Source organism: Pedobacter insulae, assembly GCF_900113525.1.
Lineage (GTDB): Bacteria > Bacteroidota > Bacteroidia > Sphingobacteriales > Sphingobacteriaceae > Pedobacter > Pedobacter insulae.
The window spans coordinates 295,341-308,952 of record NZ_FOPP01000004.1 but is presented as its reverse complement, the minus strand read 5'-3'; the positions used below and the strand labels follow the sequence as shown (position 1 = coordinate 308,952).

The following is a 13,612-nucleotide window of genomic DNA, read 5'->3' as shown; positions in this document are numbered from 1 at the left end:
TAGCAAGAGAGGATATAATTCTTTAATTTGGTAATAAGCAAATAAATGCAAAAACCCCAATTTGATGGGGCTTTTGCATTATTTAAAAATTAAACTTAGTACACCCAACCTGGTGTAGGAGTAAGATTTTTATTTAATTCAATTTCTGCTTTTGGCACAGGCCATCTGTGCCATTGATCGCCTATCCATTCATACGTAGTGCCGCCTGTACTTTCGGTACCGCCCCATGCATGTTGCGCTACTTTCTCACTAAATTTGGTATCCTTTAAGGTTTTCCAGCGCATTTCATCAAAGAAATTCACACCTTCACCCATTAACTCTCTTCGGCGTTCATCTCGGACATAATTCCGAGCTGTGGTCTGATCAGCAAATGACGTAGCCATTGTTGGTATAGCTACACGGTCTCTTACCTGTTTTACCTTTGCCATGGCGCCCGGCAAGTCATTCATCTCTACTAAGGCTTCAGCCCACATTAACAAGACATCGGCATAACGAATAATAGGTTCATCAATCGGGTTTTGTTCCCTACGAGCAAATTCCAATCCATCACCAGTAAATTTTCGGTAAATATATTTAAATTCTGCCTGGGCATTGCAACTTCCGGAGGTATAATATGTCGATGGCAAATTAGCATTTAATCTAGGTTCAGCATTAGCTTGATCAGCATACACTTTGCCGGTTACTGGAAACCTGTAGGTGTACATAGCTTCGGCAGTAGAACTGCTGTTAACACCTTTAAAATCGGCATAAGGTGTAACAACATTATATGCCAAACGAGGATCTCTGTTTGCATAAGCAGCTTTTAAACGGGCTTCATTACCCTGCTGAATATAAAGCGCCTTTGCACTTGCATTCAGATTATTCAACTGAGTGTTGATGGCAGAAGTAATTGTACTATGAATATCTGAACCATTCACTTTTTGATCGCGAAGGAAGAATACTTTGCGATTAGGCGTACCTAAAGCACTAATTGCATTCCATTCAGGAATATAATCTGTCCAACTAAATGGCTTTACCGTTGTTGCATTTACTTTCACTTCGTAAAGGTTTACTAACGCCGGTGTTACCTGTAAATCGGTCCAACACCCTCTACTATCTTTAGAACCTTGTTGAAACGCCCCGAAATATTTTTGCAACGTACTACCATAACCAGTAGGTTCTTCAATATATTGCACACTCATAATCATTTCCTGACAACGTTCCTGTCCCAATTTAAACAATTGCTGATAATTTGGATACAAGCTATAGCCCATCTCGCCTACCTTGGCAAAGTCGGCAGCGGCCAATGGATATTGCTTTGTAATTAAATACGCACGACCTCTTAAAGCGTACGCAGCGCCTTTGCTTATACGACCTTCTCCGCCAATTTGATTATTTGGCATAGTCGGTTCGTTAATAGCCTCCGTCAAATCTTTAATAATCAAGGCCCACACTTCAGCTTCCGGACTTTGACCTTTATTAAGATCTGAAGGATTAAGCGCTGGTTCTGTGTAGAGAGGTACTCCTAAACCATCGCGGCCAAACAATTCATTTAATCGCATATAGAAAAATGCTCGGAGCGCTTTACATTCGGCCACCAATTTCTTTTTCTTAGCTTCACTCATAGCAGCTCCGGGTATATTGGCAATAGCAAGATTGGCGCGATGAATGCCATCATAACACCATCTCCAATGATGTGTAAAATAAGCAGCGCTTGGGTTTACCGCAGTGGTAAATAAACCACCCAAATTATATTCCCCCTGACCCGTCATACCAAAAGCTTCGTAACCATAATAGCCAATATTACCACTGGTACCAATTAAACCATCTGCCCTTACCGGGCGCTGTAGTGAATAGTAAACACCAATTACACCCTGGTCTACCATGCTTTCTGTAGTCCACATGGTACTCGAAGATGGCCTATCGTTGGGAGCTGTCTCCAGCACTTTTTTACAAGCAGGCAAACTACCTACTATGGCAGTTACTGCTAAAAAATATATTATTCTTTTCATGTTATGTGATGTTGATTGATTAGAAAGTAAGATTTACACCCGCTGAATACAGTTTGGCAAGCGGGTACACAATTAATGAACTGCCGAGTTCAGGATCTACACCTTCAAATGCTTTGTTTTTGAAGGTGAGCAGGTTTTCTCCCGATACATAAAAACGTAGGTCGCCTATTTTTGCGGCACGCATCCAATTTTTTGGAAATGTATAACCGATCTGCAAAGACTTCAATTTTAAATACGATGAATTGTATAAGTAAAACGTATTGGAAGGCATGATAGAGCTTGCAGATAACAAACGTGGGAATTTCCCATTGATCTTAGCATCAGGATCATTTGCGGGATCGTAGTTTGGATCTGTATTTGCTTTAACTGCATTGTAAAAATAATACTTTGTCCAAGCATCTGCTGGTAACATGTCGGCAGTGTTAGCCAAAATTGAACCATTTGCTCCACGGTCGTTGATGTAATGATAAGAGCCTGCGCGACCAGACCAAAGCATGTTCATATCGAACCCTTTCCAAGCTGCTGTTAAATTAAGACCAAATACGAATTTTGGAGCAGTTGATTTGCCAGTAAATTCCTTATCATCATCATTACCATATTTTCCATCGCCATTTACATCGGCCATAACCATTTGTCCATACCATATATTGGCGGCACCAGCACCTACGGTATTACCAGCACCATTACCAAATTTATAGCCTGCCGCTATCATAGATCTTACCCAATCTAAATCTGCCTTACTACGTATCATACCATCTTTTGGGCCACCATTAGGATTTATAGAACCATCACCGTTGATGTAAGTTCCATTGCCTTGGTATGGTTTACGGAGAAACCATTCACCTATCTGGTATCCTTCTACACGACGAGTATCGCCACCTGTAGAAACATCAGCTAGATTGGTATAACGGAGTGTGGGATTGTTCCAAATATCTTTAGTTGTAGGATCCAGTTCATACTTAAGTGCTCCGTTAAATTTGGTGATTTTATTGGTATTGTAACTAATATTACCGTTAACGCCATATCTAAAACTGCCTATCTTGTCATTCCAACCCAATGAAAGTTCAATACCACGGTTATTCATACTAGCGGTATTAGCCACTGGAGCAGATACATTACCCATAGTTAAATAAATAATGGAGTTAGTGATAATATCGGAGGTAAGGCGGGAGTAGATATCTGCCTCGGCGCTCAAGCGATTGTTGAGAAACTTGGCTTCAATACCTAAATTGTAAGTGGTCGTTTTCTCCCATGATAGCATTTCATTTTGAATCGTTGCAAGCACCAATCCATTGGCTACCTGTTCATTGAACACATTGTTTACTCGTCTATATAAGGCTTGCCAATCGTAATTACCCGAAGTAACATTACCTAATGAACCGTAAGACCCTCGTATCTTAAAATAGTTTATATACCTACTAAGCGGCGCAAAGAAATTTTCCCTACTCAATATCCAACCAGCAGATAAAGAAGGAAAGATACCACTACGGTAGTTGGGCGCAAATCTTGATGAAATATCGTTACGAAGATTAGCTTCAAACAGATATTTGCTATCATAAGCATAATTAAGACGACCAAAATAAGACAACATACCATACCCAGATTTTGCATTTCCACCAATAGACTCCATAGTAGATCCAGAAGTAATATCAGTAATATCCCAATCTATCAACCCTTTTTTGGTTGCAGAAAACCCGCTACTTTCAGTCTGGTATTGTTCGTAGCCCGCTAATGCACCAAAATCATGTTTACCAATGGTTTTAGCATAACGCAATAAAAGATTTGCTGTATAGCTATGCGAATTGTACGCATAGCGAGAGGTAAGTGCCTGATCCAAATTACCTATAGATTCAATTGGTGTCTCAAAACTCTGTCGAAAGCTATAACGAGGGAGGTTCTTTGAAAAAGTTTCGTCCTCATCCATATATTCGCTATAGTTAAATCTGGCTTCAGCCGAAAGGCCCTTCAAAATATTCGCATTTACAAACCAGCTACTGTTAATACGGGTAGTTTCGGCTTGACCTCCTGTACTGGCAACAGATTGAAGGATGTTATCCTTTTGAGTAGTGAAAGGATCTTCGCTAGCTCCGTATTTGCCTTGATAAATAGGTGTTATACCTGGAAAAGCCTGCATTAGGAAAGTCATTGATGTATTGCCTGGTTTTTTATACTCTTTAGTAGCGTAGGTCTGCGTACCAAAATTAATATTGTTGGCAATTTTTGTTTCTAAATTTACTCTTACATTATAGCGTTGTAAACCGGTATTATCCAATGTACCAGGATTATTTTGATAGCCTAAGGACATTAAATAAGAAGTAGCTTGGCTTCCTCCCGAAACAGACACGCCATGTCGCTGATAATATTCTGGTTGAAAAAGAATTTGCGCCCAATCTGTATTAGGATAAGCTAGTGAATTAGGTATAGTTTGCCCAGTTACCGGATGAGTGTAGGTACCACCTGGGTTGGCATTGGCAGCACGCCATTCGTCAATAGTACTGTATGCATAATCAGGAGAAGTGGAAGTAGGATTGGCATTAAGCTTTGCAATGTTGTGCAGTTCCATCCAATCTGCCGTACTCGACATAAATTTCAAATCTGTTTCTGCCTGTTCCCTTGCGTATAAACTCGTGAAAGTGATTTTTGGTGTCTCATTTTTTCTTCCTTTTTTAGTAGTTACCAATATTACACCGTTCGCCGCCCTCGATCCATAAATGGCGGCAGAGGCTGCATCTTTGAGAATCGAAATACTTTCAATATCATCCGAATTAAGCGGCGTCATATCAGCTACTACGCCATCAACAATTATCAGTGGGGCGCTATTGTTAAAAGAGCCAATACCACGCACCCGTATCGACACACCTTCTGCTCCAGGATTTCCTGTAGATTGTGTAACCTGTAAACCCGGTGCAGCACCTGCAAGCGCAGCAGACAAATTCATTATTGGACGGTTAGTTACTTTATCGGCACTGATAGTAGATACCGATCCTGTAAGATTCACTTTCTTTTGAGTACCATAACCTACAACTGCTATTTCATCCAAATTTTCTGTTTCGGGTTGCAAAACAATATCAATTGTTGTTCTGTTTCTAATAGCAATTTTTTGCTTTACGTATCCCACAAAAGAAAACTCTAAAGAGTCTGTTGGTTCTGCATCAATGATATATTTTCCGTCGGCACCAGTTTGTGCACTAGGTGATTTACCAACAACTTTCACGTTTACACCGGCTAGTGGCTGAGAAAGTTCATCAATTACCTTTCCACTTATTTTCATAAGACGAACCGTGTTTTCTTGAAGTGTAGATCGTTCTAAATTGTTTTCCGTGTCTTTACCATCGGATTTTGACGATTTGGCATAAAAATTTTGCGTTTTTAGCCTTGTGTAAGTTTGAGCATAACTTCTGAAGGAACTGGTTCCCCATCCTGAAGCTATCACAAACAGAAGTAGTAAACGTTTTAATTTCATACTTGATTTTTTAGGTTGTGAATAATTTGGTTTATTGAACAAATACTGGGTATTTGGTTAATAGTTGATAACTTTATCTACCAGCATTACCAAAGCTATCAAGAATGTGACATTCCTTGGGGGTGAAATCAAATTGAAATAGGGGTAAAATCTGATCATAGTATGATTGATCGATGGTAAATGCAGTTATTAAGCTTGTCACAAAATGGTTTGCCGTTTTGGTTATTTAATCGCTTTTTTTTTGCGATGTTGTTCATTACAAAAATCCCAGAATCCGCAGAGCTTGTGCTGAATGTAAGATAAGATAGAAGAAAATAGAGAATTTTATCTACCTTTGGCCGCTATCATTTATGATAAGGTGCTTTGGGTAATACCAAAGATAATAGGGAACCATGTGAAAATCATGGACTGTCGCGCAACTGTAATCTCGCCTCATTTTGAGGAAGTACTACTGATCAATTTAGCCACTGCTTAGGCGGGAAGGTGATCAGCAAGTCGGGAAAGTCAGGATACCTGCCTCATTATATAATGACTTATTACCTCCGCGAAAGAGGAAAGTCAAAGGTAAAATAGCTGTCTGGTATTAATTTCCAGCGTTATTTCTTTATTCTTATTCTTTTCGGGGTACAATAGTGTGTAGCAATATTGTATAATTATTTAATTAATCCCCAAAAAATGAAATTTAAAACCATTCTTACGATTGGCCTACTGGTAGCTTCGCGATTAGGCTACGCCCAAGAAATCGACAAAAAGAAAACCATTGATCTTGAACAAATTAACGTCACTTCGTCGCGCAGCGAAAAGAAAGTAATTGATGTTGGAAGAAGTGTAACCGTAATTAGCAACGAACAAATTAAAGCAAGCGGCTTTAACACAGTTGCAGAACTCCTATCACAACAGGAAGGAATTTATGTAGTAGGTACAGGGCAAAATCCTGGGCAGGTAAATAGCCTATTTATGCGTGGGGCCAACAACAACCAAACGCTAATCATGATTGACGGAGTAAGGATTAGCGATCCATCCAATACAGATAATGGCATTGAGCTTAACGAGCTTTCTATAGCCAATATTGATAAAATTGAAATTGTGAGGGGTGGACATAGTACCCTTTATGGATCTTCGGCAATTGGTGGTGTGATCAATATCATCACCAAAAAAAATAATAAACCAGGTATCCATACCGATGTAAACTTGCAAGCGGGGACTTTCGGTAAAAAAACCTCTATGTTTAGCCAGAATGCGCTATTAAACTACTCACACAAATCAGGATTTTATGCCAACGGAGCAATTTATAACAATAATACCAAAGGATTAGATGCAACAGTTGACACGGTAACGAACCCCAATGACTATGCCCACAAAAATCGTGAAAGAGACAACTTCAGGAAATTAGATTTGATAGGTAAATTGGGCTATAGGACGAACAAGCTAGATCTATATGCGTCTTATAAAAATACCGATCAAAAAGCTGATATAGATGCCAGCGCCTATAAAGACGATCATGCCAATACTGTTGATTTTAAGAGAGACTTATTCACTTACGGCGCAGCTTATAAAATAAATGATAAACTTAATTTCAAATACATCGGAGGAAATACCACTACTAAAAGGGTTAACCTTACCGACTCTTCTATTGTAGACGATGCTGGCACTTACAATCATAGTCACTTTAAGGGTATTTATGATGGAGAAACCAACACCCAGGAGCTTCAGGGCAATTATAGCCTTAAAGGATTAAACCTGGTTGCCGGAGGCGGTTTTTTCAAGGAGAGAATGAATATCAACACCCGCTATTTCTCAAGTGCCTTCGGTGGCTTTGAAACCAAAAGCGATCTTACTGACCTAGCTATAAACGTAAAAACCAATCATCAATTTATGCATATCGATATAAATGGTAGTGTTATAAATGATGATTATAGTCCGTTTAACCTAGCACTTGGGATTAGAAATACCGATCACAGTCTTTTTGGAAATAATATTTCTTATGAAATTAACCCATCTTTAAAACTAAAAGAAGGGGGACTACTATATGCCTCGTATGCTACAGGCTTTAATGCACCATCACTTTACCAGCTCTATTCTCCAGAAAAGGATTTCACCTCGAACATTTTAAGAGGTAACAAAACACTAAAACCTGAAACTTCTGTTTCGATTGAATTTGGTTTAAAACAACAAATAAACCAAAACATATTTTTCTCCTTATCACTCTTTAAAACAACGGTTGAAAACAGCATCGACTATGTCTATTTATGGAACGGTAATGCAAGTATAGCATCGCTTACCTATCTCGATTATAGAGGTGATACTTACATCAATATTGGCAAACAGATGAATCAGGGCATAGAACTAGGCATCAGCTCCAAAATTGGCGAGCAATTTTTAGTAAGTGGAAATATCAGTATGATCAGTGGAAAATTAGCCTACGATCCAATAAATGTAGATACTTCTCATACCCATGAAAACCATGTACAATTATATACAAATGGCGCTTTTGTAAATAAATTTACTGAAACGATTGGCTTAGTCAGAAGACCTACCGCTGCAAACATCAGGCTAACCTATTTGCCTATACCGAAATTATCAATTACAGGTAATGTAAGATCTGTGGGAGCAAGGAGCGATGTGTATTATAATTCATCCCTTGGTCCTTATGGTGCGCTTAGTACAAAAGGTATTTCTAATTACACGCTGTTAGATCTTTCAGGGAGAATTAACGTGAACAAAACCTTAACTGCTGGTTTGAGAATGGAGAATGTTTTTAACACTGAATACCAGGAAATTTACGGATATACAACCCGAGGCAGAGGTATTTACTTAAATCTGCACTACACCCTGTAAAATCTCTCCTACCTATGGAGAAAATCATCGCTGATCCGTAGTGCCAAGCACTATAGGTCGGTGATTTTTTTTTGTAAAATCATAATCTCTTTGTTAAAATAAAAAAACGTCGTATACTTGTGTATTATTAAACTAATACACTAGTGTAATTTACAATTATGAATAATATCATCAAAACTATAGGGTTAACACACTTCCATTCCAAAAAGTCGAAGACGTTAAGCGATATCAACCTAAAAATTGATAAGGGGCAAATTTATGGGTTTCTCGGTCCCAATGGCGCTGGTAAAACTACTACCCTGCGCTTAATCTTAGGCCTCCTTAAAACTCAGCAAGGAAAAATTGAAATTTTTGGTCAAGATTTTCAGTCGAACCGAATTGATATTTTGAAAAAGGTTGGGTCACTTATTGAAAATCCTTCATTATATGGCCATTTACGTGCAGATGAGAATTTAGAAGTTTACCGCAAACTATACGGTGCTTCAAAGGCGAGATTAACTGAAGTGCTTAAGATTGTTGGTCTGGATAATACAGCAAAAAAGAAAGTTAAACAATTTTCTTTAGGCATGAAACAGCGGCTCTCTGTCGCACTTGCCCTGCTTCCCAATCCAGAATTATTGATTCTAGATGAGCCAGCAAATGGCTTGGATCCCACCGGTATTATTGAACTCAGGGAATTGGTTAAAAAACTGAACAAAGAGCATGGCATGACGATCTTAATGTCGAGCCATCAATTAACTGAGATTGAAAAAATGGTAAGTCATGTAGGCATTATTGCTAAAGGCGAAATGATATTTCAAGGGTCGTTGGAAGAGCTGCACCTGTTGCAAAAGAAACAAGCTAAACTACTTATCCGTACTTCCGATAATGTGGGCGCCATTAGTGTGTTAAAGGCTTATGAACCAGAACAACTTGATGATGCCATTTCGGTTGCTTATCAAAACGAACAAGATATTGCCGATATAGGTAGGAAACTCTACGAAAAACAACTGGATATCTATTTATTACAGCCAGTACAAAACAACCTTGAACAACTATTTATGGACTTAACTACGCAACACGCATGAATCTAATGATCTCTTTAAAATCTGAATTTTTAAAAACCAAGCGTTCTCCCATTTGGTTATTTACAATCGCAATGGCGCTTATAGTTCCTATTTTTGTCCTGATAATATTTAAGGAAGAACATGACGGAGTCCCATCAGACCAAATTAAGGTATTTAGTAAAGACGCTTGGAATTTCTATTTTTATCAGGGAAGAGGTATGATCAGCATAGTCTTCCTTCCGATGTTTATTGTCCTTATTAGCGCGCTATTACCTCAAATTGAATATCGAAACCATACCTGGAAACAAGTATTTGCTTCCCCTCAGTCTTATTGGAAAATATACTTCTCTAAATTTCTGATATTTAACGCTTTCATGATCTGCTTTTTCATCGCTCATGGCTTATTCATGGGTGTATCTGGGATGTTCTCTGGTATGCTGAACCCAAAGTTCAATTTTGCTGGCAATCAGGTAGATTGGTCGCAATACCTAATGAAAATGTCTCAAGCTTATCTTGCTATTTTACCATTGGCCACGCTACAATTTTGGTTGGGTCTCCGTTTCAAAAGCTTTTTAATACCAATTGGAGTGGGTGTGCTGTTTTCGATCCTAGGAATGATCAACATGATCGGCTACAAGCTAATTGATCCAGATAAATTTTTCTTCAACTATGCAGCTTTCATCTTTTTTAAAGAAAATGTTGCTAGAATCCCTTATGTTTTGTGGGCCTCTACTGCCTATGCCGTGGCTTTTTTATTGATAGGATTTTTAGATTTTAGCCGCATAAGAGAACGTTAATTGGTAAAAACCACCAAGTAAATATTGGTGGTTTTTTATTTCTTAACCGCTTCTACCATTTTTTCTGTAATCATGGGTTGTTTAGTGCTATTTCCCCAAGAGTTTAAAATATAATTCATTACGTCGGCTATCTCGTCGTTACCAATGTTGGGACTTGGCATCATCCCTTCATATATTACCCCGTTTACCATAATTTTACCCTTCAAACCGAATTTAATGGACGCTATTGCCTTAGTTGGTGAATTCAATAAATAATCAGCCTTTGCTAATGGAGGAAATGTATTTTTCACCCCTTCACCTTTGCCCATATGACAAGCTATGCAGGTTTCTACATAAATCTCCTTTCCTCTGGCGATGCTTTTGGCAAGTTCTTTATCTTGGTTAGAGAAATAAGCGAGAGAAAATGTAATCCCACAAAATAATAATGGAAATAATTTCATAATAATTAGCTTTTTGGAATAACACGCACAATTTTACCAGAATCTTCTAATACCACATAAATGTAGCCATCTGGTCCCTGACGAATATCTCTTACCCGTCCGATTTTCTCTAAAATAATTTCTCTGCTTAATACTTTATTTCCTTTGACTACCAAATGCTGGAGATAATTAAACTTCAAAGAACCTACTAATAAGTCTCCTTTCCAGCCCTTATACTTGTCGCTGGTAATAAAATCCATGCCACAAGGCGCTATGGAAGGCTTCCAATAAAGAACTGGTTGTTCCAATCCAACTCTAGCGGTATCTTTTGAAATGATACTATTATCGTAATCTATCCCAAAGGTGATCAATGGCCAACCATAATTTTTTCCTTTTTCTACGATATTTAGTTCATCACCGCCTTGCGGACCATGTTCATGCTCCCATAACACTCCAGTTGATGTATTCATTACCATTCCTTGTGGATTACGATGTCCGTAGCTCCATATTTCGGGTTTTGCACCTGGCGTATTGACAAAGGGATTATCGGTCGGAATTTTTCCATCTTCATGCAGGCGAACAATTTTTCCCTGGTCCTTACTTAATTGCTGAGCATTATCTTTTTCTCCGCGTTCGCCAAGGGATAAAAAGAGATATCCTTTATTATCAAAAACTATCCTGCCACCGTAGTGGGGCGAGGAGCGTACATTGGGTAACGCTTTGAAAACCACCTGAACATCTGTTAATGCATGGCCCTTAAGTTTGGCCCGCATTAAGGCAGTATTTGATCCATTATCAGGTCCTTCTTCCCCATCGGCTTTTGGTGAAGAATAACTAAGATAAATCCAGCCATTTTTTGCATAATCAGGGTGCAATACTACATCTAGTAATCCACCTTGTCCGCGATATAAAATTTTCGGAAGGCCCGTGATTTCAATGGGATCTAATTTCCCGTCCTTAATTAACCTTAATTTACCCACTCGCTCAGTCACTAACATATCTCCATTGGGTAAAAAAGCTGTAGCCCAAGGCATGGTTAAGCCGGTCGCTATGGTTTCTACTGTCAGATCCAATTTGGAAGCATTTTCCTTTGTCATTTTCTTGCTACTTATCAACAGCGCAGCTGAAATTAACAGAACAGTACTACCAAGTAGCATTAAAAATCGAGTTTTAATAGGATTAACTTGTTTCATGGCTTTAAGATAAAAAAAAATGATTAATTGTGAACTCTTAATAATGTCCTCTAATCTGCTCTTTGATCTTACCATCATATAGCTTTCGCAAAGTTTGATGGGTTGCAGTAGTTAGTGGTGTTAAATCTGAAGCGGCTACATTGCCATTTACTTGGTTAATTTTTGAGGCTCCCGGAATGACTGTGGTTATCTGGGGGTGGTCTAATATCCATCTCAAAGCCCATTGTGCCGTGCGCTCGTCCGGCAATAAAGTTTCTATCTCTCGAGTTAACCGAATGCCTTCATTAAATTGAATCCCCGAGAAAGTTTCTCCAGCATTGAAAGATTGTCCATCGGCATTAAACTTACGATGATCCGTATCTACAAAAGTAGTATGCTCTTTAAATTTGCCACTTAACAAACCGCTGGCTAATGGCACTCGAACAATAAGCGCAACGCCTTTTTTAGCCGCTCTTTCGAACAACTCATCTGCAACGTGCTGCCTAAACAAATTAAATATAATTTGCAAGGAAGCCAAACCTTCTTGCTCTAAGCAAACTAAAGCTTCTTCTGTGGTTTCCACGCTTGCTCCAAAATACCGAATTATTCCTTCATCTTGGAATTTACGAAGGTGATCAAATACTTTACCTGATTTTAGTTCTACAGGTGGCACACAATGTAGTTGTTCTAAAAATAGCTGCGTTTGTCCAAGATTTTCTAGCGAACTCTCTGCTTGTCGTTTCATAGAGTCATAACTGAAATTCTGAGGCCAGCCGTAATTTCCATCACTCCTTCTCCCTTGCTTGGTTGCAATGAAAACTTCCTTATTTACTGTCTTTAAAAACTTGCCTATTAACTTTTCACTTAATCCACTTCCGTAAATGTCAGCGGTGTCGATAAAATTCCCTCCAGCGTCGGTATATGCCTGCAAAATACTTAAGGCCATTTCTTCATCCACGTTACCCCATTCTGCACTTCCTAATTGCCAAGTTCCTAAACCGATATCTGCTACCTGCACGTCTTTAAACGATCTATATTTCATTTTTTTATTGTTAGTCTTGAGCTACAAGTTTAATTAAAAAACTTTCCGAATCCATATTTGTTTATTAATCATGAGATCAATTTGGAAAGGTTCAATAGGCTTTGGCCTCGTTAATATTCCTATAAAGTTATATTCTGGGGTACAGAATAGCAATCTTGACTTGGATATGCTGGATGAGCGGGATCATGCAAAAATTAAATTCCAGCGAATTAATGCCGAGACCCGTAAAGAAGTGCCGTTTGAAAAAATTGTTAAGGGATACCTTTTAAAAGACAGCTATGTAATACTGGATCCCCATGACTTCGAGGAAGCTGCTCCAGAAAAGAACAAAATAATAGAACTCGAAAACTTTGTTGACATCAAAGATATTAATCCTATTTACTACGAAACTTCCTATTATACAGAGCCGGAAAAACAAGGAACCAAAGCATACGCTTTGCTGCTAAAAGCACTCGAAAAGTCAAAAAAAGCAGGTATAGCACGCTTTGTATTAAGAAGCACTGAAAATCTTTGTGTCATTCATCCATTGGAAAACGTTATTGTCATTACTAAAATAAGATTTCAGGAAGAAATAAGAAGCCTGGCCGACATTAAAAAGGTAAATACCAGTACGATCACTAAAAAGGAAATGGACGTCGGAATGGCCCTTATCAAGCAATATAGCTCAGATTTTGACATTACCGCTTTCAAAGATGAGTATAGCCGAGAACTGTTAAAGATCATCAAAGCTAAATCTAAAGGAAAACGAGTAGTCGTTAAAAAGATGAAACCTCAAAAAACAAGCAGCGAAGACTTATACGATCAATTGATGCAAAGTTTGAGTAGCAAAAAGAGGGCGTAACAT

At 38.5% G+C, this 13,612-nt stretch carries 9 protein-coding genes and 1 riboswitch; of the genes, 4 read left to right on the top strand and 5 right to left on the bottom strand.

The window, feature by feature from the left end; genetic code table 11:
- Positions 1-95: 95 nt before the first annotated feature.
- Together BM207_RS08680 and BM207_RS08675 are read right to left on the bottom strand one after the other, a co-directional pair.
- Positions 96-1,991: a RagB/SusD family nutrient uptake outer membrane protein gene (locus tag BM207_RS08680; protein ID WP_090993179.1), complete on the bottom strand. Its 1,896-nt coding sequence runs from the start codon at positions 1,989-1,991 to the stop codon at positions 96-98.
- A gap of 19 nt (positions 1,992-2,010) precedes the next feature.
- Positions 2,011-5,454 (bottom strand): SusC/RagA family TonB-linked outer membrane protein, encoded by a 3,444-nt coding sequence (locus BM207_RS08675; RefSeq protein ID WP_218155034.1) that lies wholly within the window; start codon positions 5,452-5,454, stop codon positions 2,011-2,013.
- A gap of 339 nt (positions 5,455-5,793) precedes the next feature.
- A riboswitch (cobalamin riboswitch) is annotated at positions 5,794-5,989 on the top strand.
- Between the two features lie 140 nt (positions 5,990-6,129).
- Between BM207_RS08675 and BM207_RS08670 the strand changes: the two genes are divergently transcribed.
- The 3 genes from BM207_RS08670 (at position 6,130) to BM207_RS08660 (ending at position 10,135) form a co-directional block, all read left to right on the top strand.
- On the top strand, positions 6,130-8,292 hold the full coding sequence (locus BM207_RS08670) for a TonB-dependent receptor plug domain-containing protein (protein WP_090993178.1): 2,163 nt from the start codon (positions 6,130-6,132) through the stop codon (positions 8,290-8,292).
- Positions 8,293-8,450: 158 nt separating this feature from the next.
- A complete protein-coding gene (locus BM207_RS08665) occupies positions 8,451-9,359 on the top strand; it encodes an ABC transporter ATP-binding protein (RefSeq protein WP_090993177.1) in 909 nt (302 codons plus the stop codon).
- Positions 9,356-10,135: an ABC transporter permease gene (locus BM207_RS08660; RefSeq protein WP_090993176.1), complete on the top strand. Its 780-nt coding sequence runs from the start codon at positions 9,356-9,358 to the stop codon at positions 10,133-10,135. The genes BM207_RS08665 and BM207_RS08660 overlap by 4 nt, the downstream gene beginning before the upstream one ends.
- A gap of 35 nt (positions 10,136-10,170) precedes the next feature.
- On the opposite strand, the gene BM207_RS08655 is transcribed toward BM207_RS08660, so the two are convergent.
- From BM207_RS08655 to BM207_RS08645, 3 genes are read right to left on the bottom strand one after another with little or no spacing between them, the layout of a single operon-like run.
- Positions 10,171-10,575 carry a c-type cytochrome gene (locus BM207_RS08655; RefSeq protein WP_090993175.1) on the bottom strand — a complete coding sequence of 135 codons (405 nt, stop codon included), beginning with the start codon at positions 10,573-10,575 and terminating at the stop codon, positions 10,171-10,173.
- A gap of 5 nt (positions 10,576-10,580) precedes the next feature.
- Positions 10,581-11,747, bottom strand: coding sequence for a PQQ-dependent sugar dehydrogenase (locus BM207_RS08650; RefSeq protein ID WP_090993337.1), 1,167 nt, complete (start codon positions 11,745-11,747; stop codon positions 10,581-10,583).
- A gap of 37 nt (positions 11,748-11,784) precedes the next feature.
- A complete protein-coding gene (locus BM207_RS08645) occupies positions 11,785-12,768 on the bottom strand; it encodes an aldo/keto reductase (protein ID WP_090993174.1) in 984 nt (327 codons plus the stop codon).
- 70 nt (positions 12,769-12,838) lie between these two features.
- On the opposite strand from BM207_RS08645, the gene ku reads away from it, so the two are divergent.
- Positions 12,839-13,609: a non-homologous end joining protein Ku gene (gene ku, locus BM207_RS08640; RefSeq protein WP_090993173.1), complete on the top strand. Its 771-nt coding sequence runs from the start codon at positions 12,839-12,841 to the stop codon at positions 13,607-13,609.
- Positions 13,610-13,612 lie beyond the last annotated feature (3 nt).

Bases quoted from the DNA above. Each gene is read 5' to 3' on its own strand.
- BM207_RS08680 (WP_090993179.1), bottom strand. From the start codon at position 1,991: ATGAAAAGAATAATATATTTTTTAGCAGTAACTGCCATAGTAGGTAGT.
- BM207_RS08675 (WP_218155034.1), bottom strand. From the start codon at position 5,454: ATGAAATTAAAACGTTTACTACTTCTGTTTGTGATAGCTTCAGGATGG.
- BM207_RS08670 (WP_090993178.1), top strand. From the start codon at position 6,130: ATGAAATTTAAAACCATTCTTACGATTGGCCTACTGGTAGCTTCGCGA.
- BM207_RS08665 (WP_090993177.1), top strand. From the start codon at position 8,451: ATGAATAATATCATCAAAACTATAGGGTTAACACACTTCCATTCCAAA.
- BM207_RS08660 (WP_090993176.1), top strand. From the start codon at position 9,356: ATGAATCTAATGATCTCTTTAAAATCTGAATTTTTAAAAACCAAGCGT.
- BM207_RS08655 (WP_090993175.1), bottom strand. From the start codon at position 10,575: ATGAAATTATTTCCATTATTATTTTGTGGGATTACATTTTCTCTCGCT.
- BM207_RS08650 (WP_090993337.1), bottom strand. From the start codon at position 11,747: ATGAAACAAGTTAATCCTATTAAAACTCGATTTTTAATGCTACTTGGT.
- BM207_RS08645 (WP_090993174.1), bottom strand. From the start codon at position 12,768: ATGAAATATAGATCGTTTAAAGACGTGCAGGTAGCAGATATCGGTTTA.
- ku (WP_090993173.1), top strand. From the start codon at position 12,839: ATGAGATCAATTTGGAAAGGTTCAATAGGCTTTGGCCTCGTTAATATT.